The organism is Pseudomonas sp. JDS08PS003 (assembly GCF_045013505.1).
Classification (GTDB): domain Bacteria; phylum Pseudomonadota; class Gammaproteobacteria; order Pseudomonadales; family Pseudomonadaceae; genus Aquipseudomonas; species Aquipseudomonas protegens_B.
Genome location: NZ_CP120724.1, coordinates 6,446,333 through 6,464,159, shown reverse-complemented (window position 1 = coordinate 6,464,159; position 17,827 = coordinate 6,446,333). Strand labels below are relative to the sequence as shown.

Here is a 17,827-nt window from a genome sequence, read left to right as displayed (position 1 = left end):
GTATCGAATTCGGCTATTGATACTGTTGAAAACAGCTTTCCGAGGGGCGTGTTGCAATCTCGTTGCTTGGCTTTCAGGGCAATGAAATCGGGGGCGTAATCCTGCGGGAGGGAGTTTTTAAGATTTTGCTATATGGGTTATTTTCTTTGGTTATATTGAATTAAAGGTAACCGTAAGAAGTAAGCGCTGGCCTTTATAAGTGTTGATGTTATTAGGCCGAATCGGCTCTTGGTAAAACTCAAGGCAGGATTTGAAATAATGGGGGGGTTAAATAATTTCCATTAGTCAGCTATTGAATGTCGTTTTTGTTAGTGGCGCCATTTATTTGACCGCGGCGAGTTGTTGGGTCGCGAGTTTGGTCGCAACTAACAGTTAGTTTGAATAACAAGAATCATTCGTATGTAACCCGGAAAGTTGTCTTGCTTGCGACAACACGCGGTGTGGCGTCCTTGCCCTGTGGATATCTGTCCGAGGGCATGGGGGCCAGCCCCGACACAAACGGCGGTGAGGCTGAGCTCACCGCGGTCATCGACGCAGAGTACGGGCTGTCAGGCCGCGAGGAACTCTTCGGTGGATAGGACATTGGCGTAGGCGAATGCCAGGGCCGACATCACCGCGCTTTGGACCTGCGCCGCCGGCACTCGCTGGCCATTGAACTCCAGGTCGAGGGTGGCGCAGGCGTCGTGTATCACCTGTACCGGATAGCCCAGGTCGGCAGCGGCTCGTGCGGTGCCCTCTACGCACATGTGGCTCATGTTGCCCACTATCACCAGTTCATTGATGCCTTGTTGCTGGAGGATCGCCTGTAGCTCGGTTTCCCGGAACGAGTTGACGAAGTGCTTGAGCACCACGGGTTCGTCGGCGCGGTTCAGCACCTTGGGGTGCAAGTGCGCCCCCTCGGAGCCTGGGGTGAAGAAGGGTGCGCTGTCGGAGGTGAATTCGTGGCGGATGTGCACCACCGGTTGCGCCTTTTGGCGAAAGGCCTGGATCAGCCTTGCCGCGTTGTCCGCCGCCGCGTCGACTCCGACCAGGGGCCATTTGCCGTGGGCGAAGTAGTCGTTCTGGATATCGATTACGATGAGCGCCTGTTTGGCCATGGGTGTTGCCTCCAAGTGAGTGGATAACCTGGGGCCCAGTATCGGCGGCTCTTGTTCCCTGGAGGATTGGCCGCATCGACATTAACAGGGGGAAAACTGACAGTGGGCATTCAAGGCTCGGTCGCCGAACTGGGCGTACTGCTTTATCCCGGGGTGCAGATGGCGGCGGTGAATGGTCTGACCGATCTGTTCGAAGTGGCCAATCGAATTGCCAGTGAACAGCCACAGGCGCAACTGCCGCGGTTGCGGGTCAGCCATTGGCAAGCGCTTGAGGCGCAAGGCCCGAGGCGGGTCTACGACAGCCTGGAGGGAGAGAGCGCCCGCCTGCTGGCAGTGGTGATACCGCCTTCGCTGGCAGGTTTTTCCGCGAGCCAGTCGTCCTCGGCTCTGGTGAGCTGGTTGCGCCAGCAGCATGCGGCCGGCGCCACGCTTGGCGGTGTCTGTGTGGGCTCGATCCTGCTGGCCGAGAGTGGCCTGCTCGATGGCCGCAGCGCCACCACTCACTGGACGTCGGCCAAGACGTTCGCCGCCCGTTATCCACAGGTGCGCCTGGAGGCCGACCAACCCATAGTCGACGATGGCGACCTGATCACCACGGCAGGGTTGATGGCCTGGGCCGAACTGGGACTGCGCCTGGTGGACCGCCTGCTGGGCCCGAGCATTGCCAGTGCCACTGCGCGTTTTCTGGTGATGGAGCACAGCGACAGCGCCAGCCAGTGCGGTAGCAATTTCGCGCCGATCCTCAACCATGGCGATGGGGCGATCCTCAAGTTGCAGCACTGGCTGCAGGCCAATGGCGCGGTGGATGTGTCGCTGCCGACGATGGCGCAACAGGCGGGTCTTGAAGAGCGCACCTTGCTGCGACGTTTCCGTGCCGCCACCGGCCTCAAACCGACCCAGTACTGCCAGCATCTGCGGGTGGGCAAGGCGCGGGAAATGCTCGAGTTCACCAACGGCACCATCGATCACATCGCCTGGACCGTGGGTTACCAGGATCCGGCGACCTTTCGCAGCCTGTTCAAGAAAATCACCGGCCTGGCCCCCAGCGAATACCGCAACCGCTTCGGTGTTTCTCCCAGTGCTACCCATCGGGGGCAATAGGCCCGGCGCCGGTTAAGTCTGGTCCCCTAGCTGTTGCGCAGGCCGGGCAATGGGCAGGGATTGACGGGGCCGCCTTCGCCGGCAAGGGCGGAAGTTGCAGCGAACTTGCCGGGCATTTGCTGATCAGTTCCTTACAGACCCTGCTGAAGGAGCCCCGCGTTGTGTTGAATTTCAAGACCGCGATTTTGCTCGGGGTGCTGCTCGTTCTGGGCAGCCGCGAGCTGGATGCCGCCACTTTGTCCGTCCCCGCTGCGGCACCGGCGAAACCGGAACTGCTGGTGGAGGGGGGCCTGCTTGGGGCTATCAGTTCGAGCATCGATGAGGTTCAGGAAAAACTCGACCTCAATGAAAGCCTGATCGATGCCTGGCGCTTGCGGGCCGACCGTGCAGCGGACGAAGTGGGGCGTCTGGTCAATCAGCCCTCGGACCGCTCGGGCTGGAGCATAACCGGGGATTTCCTCACCCTGTCCGGCACCTGGCTCGCCAGCTTTGCCTTGTTCACTCTGCTGGGCGGATGGCTGGCGCGGCGCCTGAGCCGGCAACCCTGGCTGCAGGCTCGGCCCCGTGGCCAGGGGCTGCTGGAGTACTTGCTGCCCTACACCGTGCCCGCGCTGATCTGCCTGCCGCTGACCCTGTATGTCAGCCATTCGCTGCCTGGCTCGGTGGGGCGGGCGCTGGCCCTGTGCCTGGCCTATGCCACCAGCAGCGGCATCGTCTCCACCTCGGTGCTGCTGTGCCTGATCGTGATGTTCAACCTCGGGCACAAGCGCCCGGCGGTACGCATCATCCGTGACTACTGCCCCAAACCGCTGTTCCTGATCGGCTTTCTCGCTGCCCTCAGCGATGCTCTGACCAGCCCGCAGATCGCCCGTCAACTGGGAGGCAACATCACCAGCAGTGTGGCGGTGCTTACCGGTCTGCTGGCCTCGGTGGTCTTCGCCGTGCTGGTAATCCGCCTGCGCCGGCCAGTGGCGCATCTGATCCGCAACCGTCCCCTGGCCCAGCGCCTCAAACAACCGGCGTTGCAGGAGTCGCTGCGGATCTTTTCCGGGCTTTGGAACTGGCCGATCCTGCTGATGGTGCTGGTCTCGGCGGTCAACCTGATCGGTGCCGGCGAGGACAGCCAGAAAGCCTTGCGTTGCGCCTTGCTGACCACCGTGCTGCTGATCGCCACGGTGTTCCTCAGCACGGTGCTGCAGCACCTGTTCAAGTCCCGTAGCCCCCAGTCGATCCAGCGCAGCAGTGCCTATAAGGAGCGTTTTCTCAGTCTGCTGCACGCCTTGCTGCGGATCGTCATGGCCATTGCCTTCATCGAGATCCTTGGCCGCATCTGGGGACTCTCGTTGCTGGAGTTCGCCCAGCGCAATACCGTGGGCCGGGCCATTAGCGACTCCCTGAGCAGCATCGGCCTGATCTTCCTGGTGACCTGGCTGCTCTGGGTAGTACTGGATACGGCGATCCAGGAGGCACTGAAACCGTCTCTCAGCAAACGCTCGGCGCGTCAGCCCAGCACCCGGGTCAAGACCATCCTGCCGCTGCTGCGCAACGCGATCAAAATCATCCTGGTGGTGATCTGCGCAATCACCACCATGGCCAACCTGGGGATCAACGTTGCGCCGCTGCTGGCCGGTGCCGGCGTGGTGGGACTGGCCATCGGCTTCGGCTCCCAGCAACTGGTGCAGGACGTGATCACCGGCCTGTTCATCATCATCGAAGACACGCTGTCCATTGGCGATTGGGTGGTGCTCGACTCCAGCCACGCTGGCACTGTCGAAGGCCTGACCATCCGCACCCTGCGCCTGCGGGACGGCAAGGGCTTCGTGCACTCGGTGCCGTTCGGCCAGATCAAGGCCGTCACCAACCAGTCGCGACAGTTCGCCTATGCCTTCTTCTCGGTGCAGTTCACCTACGACACAGACGTCGATCGAGCCATCGAGCTGATCCGCGAGACCGGGCGCTCCATCAGTGAAGACAGCTTCCTCAAGTACAACCTGCAAGGTGGCCTGGACGTCTTCGGGGTGGACAAGATGGACCTCAACGGCGTGGTCCTGACAGCGCAGTTCCGCACCGTTTCCGGTGGCCAGTACGCGGTGAGCCGAGCCTTCAACCAGCGTCTGAAGAAGCTTGTGGATAACTGCCCCTGGGTGCACTTCGCCCAGACTTATCCACAGCCGGTGGTGCTGCCGGAGCGACGTATGCACGAAGACGAGCCCGAGCAAGATGCTTCGGCCCTGCTGCTCCCCGAGTCCCCGCGCCCGCAGTGATTCTACTGAGCTGTAGGAGCTGGCTTGCCAGCGAAGGGGCCGATGGATCTGGTGCAATGGTCACCCCCTTCGCCGGCAAGCCGGCTCCTACGGGATTTGGTTGGTTTGCCAGGAAGGGGGGCCTGCTGCCTGTGTAGGAGCGGGCTTTCCAGCGAAGAGGCCGCCGGATCTGGTGCAGGGCTTTCGGGCCCTTTCGCCGGCAGGCCGGTTCCTACGGGTCAGTGCTGGATGAGTTTGTTGCGCAGGGCCTGGGCGGCCTGGGGCTCCAGTTCCAGCCACAGGTGCTGGGTGCCGGCGATGGCGGCAGCGGCTGGCAGGCCGTCGCGATACACCAGGCGGTTGCCGCTCAGGGCCGCCACCTTGGGCCCGGGCAGCAGGGTGCCGGCAAGGTTCAGCGGGTCCACGCCGCAGACGGCGATCAGGCTGCCGTCATGGGGCCGGCGGTGTACTTCCCGCAGCAGTGGGATGGCCTCCGGCAAGGCGAATTGCTCGCCGGCCAGGCCGCTGACAAAACGTCCGCCACGGATTTCTCCGCGGGCTTCCAGCCGATGGAAGGTGCGCAGCAGTTCGCGCCAGCTGGGCAGCCAGTCCGCCTCGCGTTCCAGCAGTCGCCAGAACACCACGCCGTAACGGCGTAACAAGGTCATGGCCACCTGTTCCAGGGTGGCCGTCGAGTCCTGAGTCGCTGAACGACGCAGCAAGGCCCAGCGTCCGGCATCGTCCATGCCGCCGACAAAGGCCCCGCGACCTCGTCGGCTGCTGCGGTTCTGGCGTTTGCTCGCTGGTGTGATCAGGGCGCGCAGCCCGGCGAAACTGTCGGCGTTCACCAGGCCGGCGCCCACCAGTTCCTGGAGCACGCTTTCCAGTTCGCTGCGCAGCAGGTGGGCTTCATGCAGCAGTTCATCGAAAAACAGTGCGCCTTGCTGGCTCAGTACGCTGTGGACTTTCTGTGCCCTGGGCGACAGTTCCTGGCTGTCGGCCGGGCTGGTCAATGCGCTCCAGAGTGCGGCCTGGGAGCGTGGCAGCAGTACGATCGGTGTGCTGCGCAGAGCGCTGCTGGCGGTCTTGCCCGTGCTGTTGATCCGGCTCCAGACCACCTTGCCGCTGCGGCACAGCTCATCCAGCCAACTGGGGGAGTAATCCTTGATCCGCGCCGGCAGCAGGTCGCTGTCCCAGGCTGAGGCCGCCGCCGGATAGCCTGCGAACTGACTGACTACCTCGGCGAGCATGGCGCTGCCCTGACCCTGAGTGCCTGGGGACAGGTGCTGCCAGTCGAACAGGAAACGCATGAAGTCCTGCAGGGCCACCGGTTCGATCTCCCTGCGCAGGCGCTTCACCGTGTAGCGATGAATCCGTGCCAGCAGGTGGCGTTCGCACCACTGTTCTTCGTGGCTGCCGGGGCTGAAGCGACCCCGCAGTACATAGCCTTCGCTTTCCAGCTGGACCAGGGCCTGGTTGATTTGCCTGGGAGGCAACCCCAGGGGGGCGGCGATCTGGGCCAGGGTCTGTGGGGCAAAACCGCTGAGGCGCGCGCGAATCAGCTCCACCCGCGCAAGCTCCGGGTCCCAGGCCTGATCGAAGCCGGGAATGGGGTTCAGGGTCGGCTGCAAGGGGGTGTGGGGATACAGGGCTTGCAGGCAGGTGATGCGCTCCAGTGCCAGCCACAGATGTTCACTGGGGCCCGCCGGCAAGCGGCAGGCGCGACCCTGGGCAGCCAGGGTTGCCAGCCATTGCGGCCATTGGGGGTTGGCTTGGGCTTCCGTCTCGCTGATGGCGGCGAGGCTCATCAGGGCTTCGTGCATTTCATCGGCCGTGGCCGGGTTTGGCCACGCCTCTTGAGCTACGGCGGTTATGGCGTCCGCATCCAGTGCGCCGAGGTCGTCGGTGGCTTGCGGGTCACTCCAGCGTCGCGCCAATACCGCCTGGGTGCGGCGTTCTTCAAGGGGCGCGTCATCGAGAAAGGTGTAGGGCTTGGCGCTGAGAATTTCCGCCGCCAGGGGGGAGGGCGCGGGCAGCTCGCGGCTCAGCAGGCGCACCTGGCCCTGTTCCATGCGCCGCAACAGCTGCAGCCAGCCTTCGCTGTCCATGGCGTCGTGCAGGCAGTCGTCGAGGGTTTGTTCCACCAGCGGGTGATCGGGAATTTCCCGTTCGCCGGCAAGGTTTTCCAGGCAGGCGATCTGATCGGGAAACACACTGGCGATCAAGTCTTCGCTTTTCATTCGCTGGATCTGCGGCGCCACTTTGCGTCCGCCGCTGTAGCGCGGCAGCGCCAGGGCCACCCCGGCGTTCCAGCGCCAGCGCACGCCGAACAGCGGGGCGTCCAGCAGCGCCTGGACCAGGATGTGTTCGGCGCTGTTGCTGTGCAGGTACCGCCAGACTTCATCCAGGGCGAAGCTGTGGCTGGTGGACAGCGAGAGGACAATGGCGTCCTCGCTGGCAGCAGCCTGCAGTTCGAAGTTGAAGGTGCGACAGAAGCGCTTGCGCAGGGCCAGGCCCCAGGCGCGGTTGATGCGGCTGCCGAAGGGGCTGTGGATCACCAGTTGGGTGCCGCCGGATTCGTCGAAGAAACGCTCCATGATCAGTGTGTCCTGGGACGGCAGGGCGCCCAGGGCCAGGCGCGCGGGTGCCAGGTAATCCACCAGTTGCTCGGCGCTGGCCAGGTTCAGGCCCAGTTCGCGGTGCAGCCAGTGGATGGCCGGTTGCAGTTGCCCGGGCGTGGCGCCGAGCAATTCGTCCAGCTGGGCCAACAGGCGCGCCACGGCGCTGGACAGCTCGGCGCTACGTCCTGGGGCTTCGCCAAGCCAGAAGGGAATGTTCGGCGGCTGGCCCTGGGCATCCTCGACCCGCACCTTGCCGGTTTCCACCCGCAGGATGCGATAGGACGTGTTGCCCAGCTGGAACACGTCGCCGGCAATGCTTTCCACGGCGAAGTCTTCGTTGACGCTGCCGATGTTCAGGCCCTGGGGTTCCAGCAGCACGCTGTAGTCGGCGTTGTCGGGAATGGTGCCGCCGCTGGTGACTGCCGTCAGCTTGGCCCCACGACGGCCGCGCAGGGTGCGGGTCAGGGCGTCGCGATGCAGATAGGCGCTGCGCAGGCCCTGGCGCCCGTTGAAGCCTTCGGCAAGCATCTGTAGCAGGGCCTGGTAGTGGGCCTGATCCAGGTCGGCGTAAGGCGTGGCCCGGCGCAGCAGGACCAGCAAGGCCTCTTCCGACCATTCCTGGCAGCTGACTTCGGCAACGATCTGCTGGGCCAGCACGTCGAGCGGTGCATGGGGGATCAGCAAGCTGTCCAGCTCGCCCCGGCGCACGCAGTCCAGCAGGGCGGTGCATTCGATCAGGTCGTCCCGGGTCAGGGCAAACAACCGGCCCTTCGGGGTGCCGCCTATTTGGTGGCCGGAGCGCCCGACTCGTTGCAGGAAGGCCGAGATAGAACGGGGTGAGCCGATCTGGCACACCAGGTCGACATCGCCGATATCGATGCCCAGCTCCAGGGAGGCGGTGGCGATCAACACTTGCAGGTCCCCGGCCTTGAGCCGCTGCTCGGCCTCCAGGCGCTGCTCCTTGGCCAGGCTGCCGTGGTGCGCAGCCACCGCCTGTTTGCCCAGGCGTTCGCTCAGGTGCCGGGCCAGCCGCTCGGCCAGACGTCGGGTGTTGACGAAAATCAGCGTGGTGCGGTGTTCCCGGGCCAGGGCGGCGAGGCGTTCGTACACCAGCTCCCAGACGTCATTGGCCATGACCGCCGACAGCGGCACCGGCGGCACTTCGATGTCCAGGTCCCGGGGGCGGGCATGGCCGATGTCGACGATTTCGCAGGGGCGCTCATGCCCCACCAGAAAACGCGAAACGGCCTCGATGGGTTTCTGCGTGGCGGACAGACCGATGCGCAGCAGGGGCTCGCTGCACAGGGCTTGCAAGCGCTCCAGGCTCAGGCTCAGGTGGCTGCCGCGCTTGCTGCCGGCCAGGGCGTGGATCTCGTCGACGATCACGCTGCGGGTACTGGCCAGCATCTTGCGTCCGGAGTCCGAACCCAGCAGCACGTAGAGGGATTCCGGAGTGGTGACGAGGATCTGCGGCGCGCTCTTGCGCATGGCGTTGCGTTCTTTTTGCGGGGTGTCGCCGGTGCGCACCGCGGTGCTGATCGACAGTTCCGGCAAGCCCATCCGGCGTAACTGCTCGGTGATGCCGGCCAGCGGCTCCTGCAGATTGATCTGGATATCGTTGCTCAGGGCCTTGAGCGGCGAGATATACACCACCAGGGTGGCGTCCGGCAGTTGGCCGCCGGCCGCAAGCCCCTGGCGTACCAGGTCATCGATCACCGCGAGAAAAGCGGTCAGGGTCTTGCCTGAACCGGTGGGCGCGGCGATCAGGGTCGAGCGGCGCTGGGCGATCAACGGCCAGGCGCAGGCCTGGGCCGTGGTCACGGCGGCGAAGGTACGCTTGAACCAGGCGCTGACGGCGGGATGGAAGTCGTCCAGCACCGAGTTCACGGATTGGGCAAGGTTCATGGATGGATTTATGCGGCCGCCTCCGGCAACTTGCAAGCACCGTTGATTCCACTGCCGCTTCGACACTTTCTCAGTGACGCTTGCGCCACAAACCCGCAAAATGCAACGATTCTGGCAATTCTCGACGGTCGAACCCACGGGATTGGCCGATCCAAACCATCGTTCTGAACAGACTGGGCCTGCTGACTCTATGCGAATGCGCCTTATGTTACTGGGCGGCGGAAATGCCCTTGGGCAGGCGCTGATTCGCCTGGGTGCGGAGGAGGACATCGGTTTCCTCGCCCCCCGTCCGCCGCAAGAGGGCTGGGATGCCGCGAGCCTTACGCAACTGCTCGACGACACCCGCCCGGATGCCTTGATCAACCTGGCTTACTACTTCGACTGGTTTCAGGCGGAGACGGTGAGCGAGGCGCGCCTGAGCGGTCAGGAACGCTCGGTCGAACGGCTGGCGGAGCTTTGCCAGCATCACAACATCATTCTTGTGCAGCCTTCGAGCTATCGAGTGTTCGACGGTTCCCGGGCCACTGCCTACAGCGAGAAAGACGAGCCGGTGCCCCTGGGGCTGCGCGGTCAGGCGCTGTGGCGGATCGAGCAGAGCGTTCGCGCCACCTGTCCGCAGCACGTGTTGCTGCGTTTCGGCTGGTTGCTGGATGACAGCGCCGACGGCATTCTCGGGCGTTTCCTGGCCCGGGCCGAGTCCCCGGAAGAGCTGTTGATGGCGGACGACCGTCGGGGCAATCCGACCCCGGTGGACGACGCCGCACGGGTGATCATCTCGGTGCTCAAACAACTCGATTGTGCCGCGCCGCTGTGGGGCACCTATCACTATGCCGGTCAGGAAGCGACCACGCCCCTGGCCCTGGGCCAGGCGGTGCTGACGGAAGCACGGCAACTGCACCCACTGGCCATCGAGGCGCCCACTGCCCAGGCCCATGCCGCCTGTGCCGATGCTGCCGAAGAACCGCAGCACGCGGTGCTGGCCTGCAAGAAGATTCTTCATACCTTCGGGATCAAGCCGCGTGCCTGGCGTGCGGCGCTCCCGGCTTTACTGGATAGGTTTTATCGTCATGGCTGATGGCCCTGTATTGATCACCGGCGGCGCCGGTTTCATTGGCTCGCACTTGACCGATGCCTTGCTCGCCAAGGGCTACTCGGTGCGGGTGCTGGACGACTTGTCCACCGGCAAACCGAGCAACCTGCCGCTGGACAACCCGCGGGTGGAGCTGATCGAGGGCGACGTTGCCGACGCGGGTCTGGTGAGCCGTGCCATGCAAGGCTGCTGCGCCGTGGCGCATCTGGCAGCGGTGGCCTCGGTGCAGGCCTCGGTGGACGATCCAGTGCAGACTCACCAGAGCAATTTCATCGGCACCCTGAATGTTTGCGAGGCCATGCGCCAGTGCGGCGTCAAGCGGGTGTTGTTCGCCTCTAGCGCGGCGGTTTATGGCAACAACGGCGAAGGCCAGTCCATCGACGAGGACACGGCCAAGGCGCCGTTGACCCCTTATGCGTCCGACAAGCTGGCCAGCGAGCATTATTTTGATTTCTATCGGCGCCAGCATGGCCTGGAACCGGCGATCTTTCGTTTCTTCAATATCTTCGGCCCGCGCCAGGATCCGTCCTCGCCCTATTCCGGGGTCATCAGCATATTCAGCGAGCGGGCCCAACAGGGGCTGCCCATTACCGTGTTCGGCGATGGCGAGCAGACTCGGGACTTTGTTTACGTCGGTGATCTGGTGGAGGTGCTGGTGCAGGCCATCGAGGCGCCGCAGCTGGAAGTGGGGGCGGTCAACGTTGGCTTGAATCAGGCCACGACCCTCAAGCAGATGCTTGCGGCCCTGGCCGAGGTGGTCGGTGAGTTGCCTGCCATCAGCTACGGTCCTGCCCGTGCCGGGGACATCCGTCACTCCCGGGCCGGCAACCAGCGACTGCTGCAGCGCTTTAGCTTCCCCAAGCCTACGCCGATGAGTGTCGGTCTGGCCCGCTTGATGGGCCGCTGAACGAAATTGCAGACATGAAAAAGGCGCCTTGCAGGCGCCTTTTTCATGTCTGGCGGGCTTAGAACTTGTAGCCCAGGCCAACCATGTAGACCATCGGGTCGACGTCGACATTGACCTTGGCACGGGTGCCGGGAGCCACGCCGTTGTTGTCCACATAGGCGCGGGTGTCGATATCGATGTAACGCACTTGGGCGTTGATCATGATGTTGTCGGTCAGCATGTAGTCAGCACCGACCTGCCAAGCCAGGCCCCAGGAGTTCTTGGCGCGGAAGTTGTCGAAACCGGCGGCTTGGGCGCGGCTGCCGACGTGCTCGTCGTAGATCCAGGTGTAGTTGATACCGGCACCGACATAGGGCTGGAACGTCGATTTGTTGTCCAGCGGGTAGTACACCACGCTCAGGGTTGGCGGCAGGTGCTTGAGGGTACCCAGCTTGCCGTTGGCCGGAGCCAGGGCGGTGTTCTTGATCTTCACATCGTGTTCGAACGGGGTTGCGGCCAGCAGTTCGATACCGATGTTGTTGGTCAGCATGTAGGCGAAGTTCAAGCCCAGCTGAGTGTCGCTGCTCATGGTCGCCTTGCCGCCGAGGTTGGTGCCGGCCAGAGGGCCGCGATCGACTTTGACGTCGGAGCTGTTGGCTTTTGGATTGACGGTAATCGCACCGGCACGAACGATGATGTCACCGGCTTCGTGGGCGTTGGCAATCGGGGCGGCGAGTGCGAGCGCGATCAGGGAGGCGCTAAGCAGAGACTTGTGCATGGGAGCTCCAAAGGACGATTCAAATTGGCTATGTCCAATGGTAAGGATCGTCAAGTTGACTGCCTTGACTCAGCTCAATGAAATGACGAACCCCGGTGGCAGGGCTGAACTATTCTTTTGTTCTGCACTCTTTTGGCCCTCGCCCCCATGACTCTGTAGGAGCCGGCTTGCCGGTGAAGCAGGCACCACGACCTGCCTTACTCCTGCAATTCGTAGACGTAGATCTTCTGCGCTGCCATCTGATATCCGGCATCCGCCAGCTCACTGGTGGACGCCTTGACCTGCATGGCGCCCTCGATCCAGTAGGGCTGGTACAGCTCATCGAGTTTCACCCCGACTTCGCTGGTGACGTGGACGATCTGGTTCGACGGCGGCGGCGGCACGTGGATACAGGCGCCGAAGTAGGGCACCAGGAGAAACTCCGTAGTGCGTCCTTCCTCGCTCACTTCCAGTGGCACGATGTAGCCGGGCAGGCGCACCGACTGGCCATCGAGGCCCTTGACCACCGGCGCATTGGGCAGATCCTGCTTGGCGGCGGGCGCCGATTCGGCGGACAGTGCGTCGCTCATCTGCGACAGGTCGTGCAAGGGCTTCATGTTCGGCACTTCCGGCGGTGCATCCGCCGGGATCATTTCCGACCAGGTCAGGTCCCGCGGTGCTCCAGCCGCCCACAACGGCGAGGCGATCAGAAGCGACAGGGCAAGCAGGGGGCGCAGCAGGCGTTGGGCTTTCATAAACCGGTGCTCATAAACGAATCGACAGGCCATCGGCCAGGGATTGCCGGTAGGCGCGCCAGGCCGGCACGCTGCCCATCAGCAGCGCGGCGATCAGGATACCGCCCAGCAACGTCCACTCATACTGGCTGGGCCAGGACAGTGGCAGGTACAGGCCGTAGTTCGATTGCACGTAGCCCTGGGCCAGGGCGATGCCCAGGTACAGCAGGCCCAGCCCGGCCAGGACCCCGAACAGTGCCAGGGCAAAGGCTTCCAGCACCAGCAGGGTTGCGATGTGCCAGGGACGGGCGCCTACCGAGCGTAGGATAGCCATCTCCCGGCGACGTTCATTGAGGCTGGTGAGGATCGCTGTGAGCATGCCGATCAGGCCGGTGAGGACCACGAACAAGGACACCACGAACAAGGCTTTCTCGGCGGTGCCCATCAGGCTCCAGAGCTCCTGCAAGGCCACGCCGGGGAGGATCGCCAGCATCGGCTCGCCACGGAACTCGTTGATCTCCCGTTGCAGGGCGAAGGTCGAAATCTTGCTGTTGAGGCCCAGCATGAAGGCGGTGATCGCCTGGGGTGTCAGGTCCATGTTGCGCGCCTGCTCGGCACTGATGCGCCCCTCGCCTCGGGCCGGAACGCCGTTGTGCCAATCGATGTGGATCGCCTCCATACCGCCCAGGCTGATGTGCAGCGTGCGGTCTACCGGCGTGCCGGTGCGCTTGAGGACGCCCACCACGGTGAAGGGCTTGTCGTCATGTTTGACCAGACTGATGGCTGCCACGCCATGGGCCAGCACCAGCTTGTCGCCAAGTTTGTAGTGCAGGGCATCGGCGACTTCGGCCCCCAGTACCACCTCAAAAGGATCACTGGCGAAGGCCCGGCCCACCGCCAGTTGCAGGTTCTGTTGATGACCGTACTGGTAATGCTGGAAGTAGGCGTCGGTGGTGCCCATGACCCGGTAGCCGCGATGGGAGTCACCGAGGGAAATCGGGATCGCCCATTTCACCTTAGGGTTGTTGGCGAAGTGCTCGAAGCTGTCCCAGCGGATGTTGTTGGTGGCATTGCCGATGCGGAACACCGAGTACAGCAGCAGGTTCACCGAGCCGGAACGGGCGCCGACGATCAGGTCGGTGCCGCTGATGGTGCTGGCGAAACTGGCCCGGGCTTCGGTACGTACCCGTTCCACCGCCAGTAGCAGGCAGACCGAAAGGGCAATGGCGAAGGCGGTGAGGATCGCGGTGAAGCGGCGGTTAGCCAAGCTGGCCATGGCTAGACGGAACAGATACATCTCAGACCTCTGCGGGCGTGGCGGCGCGATTGAGTTCGGCCAACGACAGGTTGCGATCGAACAGCGGCGCCAGGCTCTGGTCATGGCTGACGAACAGCAGGCTGGCTCCAGCCTCGCGGCACTCGGCGAAGAGCAGTTGGATGAAGGCTTCCCGGGCGTCGTAGTCCAGCGCCGAGGTGGGTTCGTCGGCGATCACCAGCTCCGGCTGGCCGATCAATGCCCTGGCGGCGGCGACCCGTTGCTGCTGGCCGATGGACAGCGAGTCGGCCCGACGGCCGAGCAGGTCGGGGTCTTTCAGACCCAGATGGGCCAGCAAGGTGGCGGCCGCTTGATCGACGCTGCCGTGGCGCTGGATGGCGCGGCTGGCCCGCAGTTTGGAGAAGTGGCAGGGCAGCTCGACGTTTTCGCGCACCGAGAGAAACGGCAGCAGGTTGAACTGCTGGAAGATGTAACCGGTGTGATCGACGCGAAAGCGATCACGGGCCCCGGCGGCCAGCTCGGTCAGCTCCTGGCCCAGCAGGCGGATGCTGCCCTGGTTGGGTTTCTGCACCCCGCCCAGCAAGCCCAGCAGCGTGGTCTTGCCGCTGCCGCTGGGGCCCTTGAGGAACAGTGTTTCACCGGCTTCCAGGCGGAAGCTCGGGATATCCAGCAACTGTGGGTGACCGGGCCAGCTGAAGCCCAGGTCGGACAGTTCGATAAGTGCTTGGGTCATGTTGGGCCGATCATGCAGAGAGTGGTGTAGCCGCTGCCTGAGGCCGCGGCTACAGGCGCAGCGCTTAGAACTTCAGGGTGGCAGCCTTGGCTGTGGCCTCGACACCTTGCTGGCCACTTGGCGAAATGAGTTGTACCTGAATTTTCTGGGTGGCGGGGAAGGTCTTGAAGATTTGCCCCAGGTCGAGGTTCTTCAGGGCGTCCGGCTTGGCGCAGGTGAACTGGTAGTGAGCGTGGATCTCGCTGTGTTCGTGGTGATGTTCATGACCCGCGGCGTCCTTGTCGTCGTCATCGTGGTCATCGGCATCGGGCTTGTCGCCGAACAGCGGGCTTTCCAGTTCCTGCTTGGCCACCGTGCAAGCGGCGGCCTTGGGCAGGCTGAACAGCACCAGTGGTTGTTCCAGTTGGGTACGGGCAGCTGCGACCTTGGCCTTGTCGGCGTCGGTGCTGGGCACGTGTTCGAAACCCACCAGATTCATGGCCGGGCTTTCCAGCTCCAGCTCCAGGGCCTGGCCGTCGAGCACCGCATTCAAGCGGGCGACGCCATGTTCGTGGGCGCCGAGGCTGCCGTGTTCATGCTCGTGATCATGGGCTTGCGCGGCCTGGGCAACGGCCAGCGGCAACAGGGCGAAGGGCAGGGCGAGTAGCAGACGGCGCATAGCAAGTCTCCAGGGCGAAGATGAAATAAATGTTATGTGATCTTATAACAATTGGCTGCAGAGTTTGACCGTCCGCTTGGCGTTGCGCAAGACGCGTGGGAGCATGCTCGTCAGAAATATTCGGGAGCACAGCGATGTTGCGGATTCGTGGAAGCATCGGCGATTGGCCGGTGGATTTGACCCTGGAGCTGGACGAGGGCGACTGGGCGCAACTGGGCGCGCAGTTGCAGGCGGCCAAGCCGGAAAGTGGTGCGGTAACAGCCCGGCCGGTGAACCAGGACGATGCCTTGTGGCAGACCGCCAAGGATCTGTTGCGCAAGGCGGGCCAGATTAGCGGGCCCGAGTTGCTGGAACAGTTGGAGGGGCTGACCGGCAGCGCCGCAGCGGGCAAGCGTTTGCTGGTGCGCTTGCGCCACTGCACCGAGGTCAAGGTGATCAGCGGCGCCGATACGCCGATCTACAGCTGGGTGCAATGATCCTGTAGGAGCCAGCTTGCTGGCCAAAGGGTTCTGTCTGTCAGAACCCTTTCGCTGGCAAGCCAGCTCCTACACAAGACGGCAGATCAGTCTCAGTACAGCGCGGCGAACAGTTTGCGGCGATACGCGGTCACCAATGGGTGATCGTTGCCCAACAGGTCGAAGACCTGCAGCAGGGTCTTGTGGGCAATGCCTTCGTTGTAGCTGCGGTTGCGCATGAAGAGTTTGAGCAAGGCCTCCAGCGCCGCTTCGTATTGCTGACGGGCCAGTTGCTGGATCGACAGCTGGTACGCCGCCTCATCATCCAGCGGGTCCTTGGCCAGGCGCGCTTTGAGGTCGGCGGCATCCGGCAGGTCCGCCGCCTGCTTGAGGAAGGTGATCTGCGCCTTGGCTCCGGCCAGGGCGGCTTTGTGCTCATCGCTCTTGACCGCGTCGAGCACGGTCTGGGCTTCGCCCAGTTCGCCGCGCTCGGCCAGGCAGCGGGCATAAAGGATGAGCGCCTTGGCGTTGCTGTTGTCTTCCCCCAGCAACACTTTGAGGATGGCCTCGGCGTCGCCGATACGACCGTCGTTGAACAAGGCTTCGGCCTGCTCCAGCGGGTCGGCGGCAGGGGGAGGCGGCATCTGCACATGGGGTTCGAGCATGGCTCGTACTGCGGATTCCGGTTGTGCGCCGGCAAAACCGTCTACCGGCTGGCCGTCCTTGAACAGCACCACGGTCGGCAGGCTGCGGATGCCGAAGCGGGCGACGATGTCCTGCTCGACATCGCAGTTGACCTTGGCCAGCAGCAGCTCGCCCTGATAGCTCTCGGCAATCTGTTGCAGCATCGGCATCAGCGCTTTGCAGGGCGCACACCATTCTGCCCAGAAGTCCACCAGGACCGGTTTGTGGAAGGAGTTCTCGATCACCGACTGGTCGAAATCAGCGGTGCGGGCGTCGAAGATATACGGCGTGTCCTGACTCATGGGGTATCTCGAATAAGCGGGAATGGAACCACTATAAAGTTGCGCGGGGTAGATCGCTATCGCCCGTGGCAGCCGGCTCGCCGGCAAATGGCCGCTGCGCGTGATACAGGCTCACGTTGCGAAACTCCCAAGGTTCGGCCAGGTCCGGCAGGGTCAGGGCGTTGAGCATTTCCAAGCGCTGATACAGCGGGTGCTGGAAGTCCCTGACCCGGGAATCCGCCACCAGGGCTTCACGGCCGCGGCTGAGGAATTCATCCAGCAGCGGCAGGTTGGCTCGGTCATAGAGCACGTCTGCCACCAGGATCAGGTCGAAGCGATCGGCCTCGGCGAAAAAATCCGTGGAATAGTTCAGCGCGACGTCGTTGAGTTCGGCGTTGGCCCGGCAGGCGGCAATGGCCAACGGGTCGAGGTCGCAGGCCACCACTTCCAGGGCGCCGGCCTTGGCCGCGGCAATCGCCGCCACACCGGAACCGGCGCCGAAATCCAGCACCCGCTTGCCTTGTACCCAGTGCGGGTGTTCGGCCAGGTAACGGGCCAGGGCCAGGCCGCTGGCCCAGCAGAAACTCCAGTAAGGCGGCTCGTGGAGAATGCGCCGGGTTTCTTCCGGGGTGAAGGCGCGGTCCATGTTCTGGGCGTCGATGAGCCAGAGTTTCAGGCGAGTGTCGGGCAGCTCGCAGGCCACCAATTGCGCGTCTCCCAGCAGCTCGCTGAGGGCGTCTTGCAGGTCGAGCGGTACATTCATGGGGCTTTGACGAACTGCAGTTGTCCCAGGGCCTGGGTGGTGGGTTGGTCGATACGTTGTGCCGGCAGGTGCAGGATCAACTGGCCGGACTGGCTGGCGCGGCCGCGCAGTTCGACCCGGGCGCCAGCGGGGAAGGCCTCGGGAGCGAAACGCAGGCGAAATGGCAGGGCCTGGTTGGTACCGGTCAGGTTGTTGCTGGCCAGCAAGCGTTGCGGACGGCCGCGCTCATCGATCACCAGCAGCGCCAGCTCGACGTCGGCGCCGGCCGGCACCCCGTCGAGGGTGCCGCTCAGTTCGCGCTGGTAGGCCGGCAAGGGCCCAAGATCGGCAGGCTGCTGATTTTTTTTCGTGGTCTGTTGCTGTGAAGAAGAGGGTGCCGCAGGTTTCGGGGCATCGCTGCTGCAAGCGACCAGCAGGCTGACAAGACTGAGCAAAACGAGCGGTCTGAGCGGCATCTGAAGCTCCAACAAGGCGAATGTCCATGTGCGAAACATAATAGTCGGTCTGTATACCGTAAAGGCTATGGCTTGTCTTGCCAGTGGG

The 17,827-nt window shown here is 63.6% G+C and carries 15 protein-coding genes; 5 read left to right on the top strand and 10 right to left on the bottom strand.

Annotation, left to right across the window (positions count from 1 at the left end; translation table 11 throughout):
- Positions 1-548: 548 nt before the first annotated feature.
- Positions 549-1,097 (bottom strand): cysteine hydrolase family protein, encoded by a 549-nt coding sequence (locus P7C00_RS28860; protein WP_404937769.1) that lies wholly within the window; start codon positions 1,095-1,097, stop codon positions 549-551.
- 159 nt (positions 1,098-1,256) lie between these two features.
- Between P7C00_RS28860 and P7C00_RS28855 the strand changes: the two genes are divergently transcribed.
- Positions 1,257-2,198, top strand: a complete 942-nt coding sequence (locus P7C00_RS28855; protein WP_404940112.1) for a GlxA family transcriptional regulator — start codon at positions 1,257-1,259, stop codon at positions 2,196-2,198.
- Positions 2,199-2,359: 161 nt separating this feature from the next.
- A complete protein-coding gene (locus P7C00_RS28850) occupies positions 2,360-4,462 on the top strand; it encodes a mechanosensitive ion channel family protein (protein ID WP_404937768.1) in 2,103 nt (700 codons plus the stop codon).
- A gap of 218 nt (positions 4,463-4,680) precedes the next feature.
- Here the strand turns inward: P7C00_RS28850 and P7C00_RS28845 are convergent, their stop codons facing one another.
- Positions 4,681-8,967 carry a DEAD/DEAH box helicase gene (locus tag P7C00_RS28845; protein ID WP_404937767.1) on the bottom strand — a complete coding sequence of 1,429 codons (4,287 nt, stop codon included), beginning with the start codon at positions 8,965-8,967 and terminating at the stop codon, positions 4,681-4,683.
- Positions 8,968-9,157: 190 nt separating this feature from the next.
- On the opposite strand from P7C00_RS28845, the gene P7C00_RS28840 reads away from it, so the two are divergent.
- Positions 9,158-10,042: a sugar nucleotide-binding protein gene (locus P7C00_RS28840; protein ID WP_346635608.1), complete on the top strand. Its 885-nt coding sequence runs from the start codon at positions 9,158-9,160 to the stop codon at positions 10,040-10,042.
- Positions 10,035-10,964 carry an NAD-dependent epimerase/dehydratase family protein gene (locus P7C00_RS28835; protein ID WP_404937766.1) on the top strand — a complete coding sequence of 310 codons (930 nt, stop codon included), beginning with the start codon at positions 10,035-10,037 and terminating at the stop codon, positions 10,962-10,964. The genes P7C00_RS28840 and P7C00_RS28835 overlap by 8 nt, the downstream gene beginning before the upstream one ends.
- Positions 10,965-11,022: 58 nt before the next feature.
- Here P7C00_RS28835 and P7C00_RS28830 read toward each other — a convergent pair whose 3' ends face one another.
- From P7C00_RS28830 to P7C00_RS28810, 5 genes are all read right to left on the bottom strand, one after another.
- Positions 11,023-11,721, bottom strand: coding sequence for an OmpW/AlkL family protein (locus P7C00_RS28830; protein ID WP_404937765.1), 699 nt, complete (start codon positions 11,719-11,721; stop codon positions 11,023-11,025).
- Positions 11,722-11,918: 197 nt separating this feature from the next.
- Positions 11,919-12,455 carry a DUF3299 domain-containing protein gene (locus tag P7C00_RS28825; protein ID WP_404937764.1) on the bottom strand — a complete coding sequence of 179 codons (537 nt, stop codon included), beginning with the start codon at positions 12,453-12,455 and terminating at the stop codon, positions 11,919-11,921.
- Between the two features lie 10 nt (positions 12,456-12,465).
- Complete coding sequence (locus P7C00_RS28820; protein ID WP_346635612.1) at positions 12,466-13,731, bottom strand: ABC transporter permease; 1,266 nt, start codon at positions 13,729-13,731, stop codon at positions 12,466-12,468.
- Position 13,732: 1 nt separating this feature from the next.
- Positions 13,733-14,443 carry an ABC transporter ATP-binding protein gene (locus P7C00_RS28815; RefSeq protein WP_110596268.1) on the bottom strand — a complete coding sequence of 237 codons (711 nt, stop codon included), beginning with the start codon at positions 14,441-14,443 and terminating at the stop codon, positions 13,733-13,735.
- A gap of 64 nt (positions 14,444-14,507) precedes the next feature.
- Positions 14,508-15,101, bottom strand: a complete 594-nt coding sequence (locus P7C00_RS28810) for a DUF2796 domain-containing protein (protein WP_346635613.1) — start codon at positions 15,099-15,101, stop codon at positions 14,508-14,510.
- 134 nt (positions 15,102-15,235) lie between these two features.
- Between P7C00_RS28810 and P7C00_RS28805 the strand changes: the two genes are divergently transcribed.
- A complete protein-coding gene (locus tag P7C00_RS28805) occupies positions 15,236-15,577 on the top strand; it encodes a hypothetical protein (RefSeq protein ID WP_346635614.1) in 342 nt (113 codons plus the stop codon).
- A 92-nt stretch (positions 15,578-15,669) separates the two neighbouring features.
- On the opposite strand, the gene trxA is transcribed toward P7C00_RS28805, so the two are convergent.
- The 3 genes from trxA to P7C00_RS28790 are packed head-to-tail and all read right to left on the bottom strand — an operon-like array spanning position 15,670 to position 17,739.
- Positions 15,670-16,542 (bottom strand): thioredoxin, encoded by an 873-nt coding sequence (trxA, locus tag P7C00_RS28800; RefSeq protein ID WP_346635615.1) that lies wholly within the window; start codon positions 16,540-16,542, stop codon positions 15,670-15,672.
- Positions 16,543-16,573: 31 nt separating this feature from the next.
- Entirely contained in the window at positions 16,574-17,284 is a 711-nt protein-coding gene (locus P7C00_RS28795; protein WP_346635616.1) for a 50S ribosomal protein L11 methyltransferase, read from the bottom strand.
- Positions 17,281-17,739: a hypothetical protein gene (locus P7C00_RS28790; RefSeq protein ID WP_346635617.1), complete on the bottom strand. Its 459-nt coding sequence runs from the start codon at positions 17,737-17,739 to the stop codon at positions 17,281-17,283. Before P7C00_RS28790 ends, P7C00_RS28795 begins: the two co-directional genes overlap by 4 nt.
- Positions 17,740-17,827: the final 88 nt, after the last annotated feature.

What these genes read in the sequence shown, in the direction of transcription:
- P7C00_RS28860 (WP_404937769.1), bottom strand. Translation starts at nt 1,097, where the DNA reads ATGGCCAAACAGGCGCTCATCGTAATCGATATCCAGAACGACTACTTC.
- P7C00_RS28855 (WP_404940112.1), top strand. Translation starts at nt 1,257, where the DNA reads ATGGCGGCGGTGAATGGTCTGACCGATCTGTTCGAAGTGGCCAATCGA.
- P7C00_RS28845 (WP_404937767.1), bottom strand. Translation starts at nt 8,967, where the DNA reads ATGAACCTTGCCCAATCCGTGAACTCGGTGCTGGACGACTTCCATCCC.
- P7C00_RS28840 (WP_346635608.1), top strand. Translation starts at nt 9,158, where the DNA reads ATGCGAATGCGCCTTATGTTACTGGGCGGCGGAAATGCCCTTGGGCAG.
- P7C00_RS28835 (WP_404937766.1), top strand. Translation starts at nt 10,035, where the DNA reads ATGGCTGATGGCCCTGTATTGATCACCGGCGGCGCCGGTTTCATTGGC.
- P7C00_RS28830 (WP_404937765.1), bottom strand. Translation starts at nt 11,721, where the DNA reads ATGCACAAGTCTCTGCTTAGCGCCTCCCTGATCGCGCTCGCACTCGCC.
- P7C00_RS28825 (WP_404937764.1), bottom strand. Translation starts at nt 12,455, where the DNA reads ATGAAAGCCCAACGCCTGCTGCGCCCCCTGCTTGCCCTGTCGCTTCTG.
- P7C00_RS28820 (WP_346635612.1), bottom strand. Translation starts at nt 13,731, where the DNA reads ATGTATCTGTTCCGTCTAGCCATGGCCAGCTTGGCTAACCGCCGCTTC.
- P7C00_RS28815 (WP_110596268.1), bottom strand. Translation starts at nt 14,443, where the DNA reads ATGACCCAAGCACTTATCGAACTGTCCGACCTGGGCTTCAGCTGGCCC.
- P7C00_RS28810 (WP_346635613.1), bottom strand. Translation starts at nt 15,101, where the DNA reads ATGCGCCGTCTGCTACTCGCCCTGCCCTTCGCCCTGTTGCCGCTGGCC.
- P7C00_RS28805 (WP_346635614.1), top strand. Translation starts at nt 15,236, where the DNA reads ATGTTGCGGATTCGTGGAAGCATCGGCGATTGGCCGGTGGATTTGACC.
- trxA (WP_346635615.1), bottom strand. Translation starts at nt 16,542, where the DNA reads ATGAGTCAGGACACGCCGTATATCTTCGACGCCCGCACCGCTGATTTC.
- P7C00_RS28795 (WP_346635616.1), bottom strand. Translation starts at nt 17,284, where the DNA reads ATGAATGTACCGCTCGACCTGCAAGACGCCCTCAGCGAGCTGCTGGGA.
- P7C00_RS28790 (WP_346635617.1), bottom strand. Translation starts at nt 17,739, where the DNA reads ATGCCGCTCAGACCGCTCGTTTTGCTCAGTCTTGTCAGCCTGCTGGTC.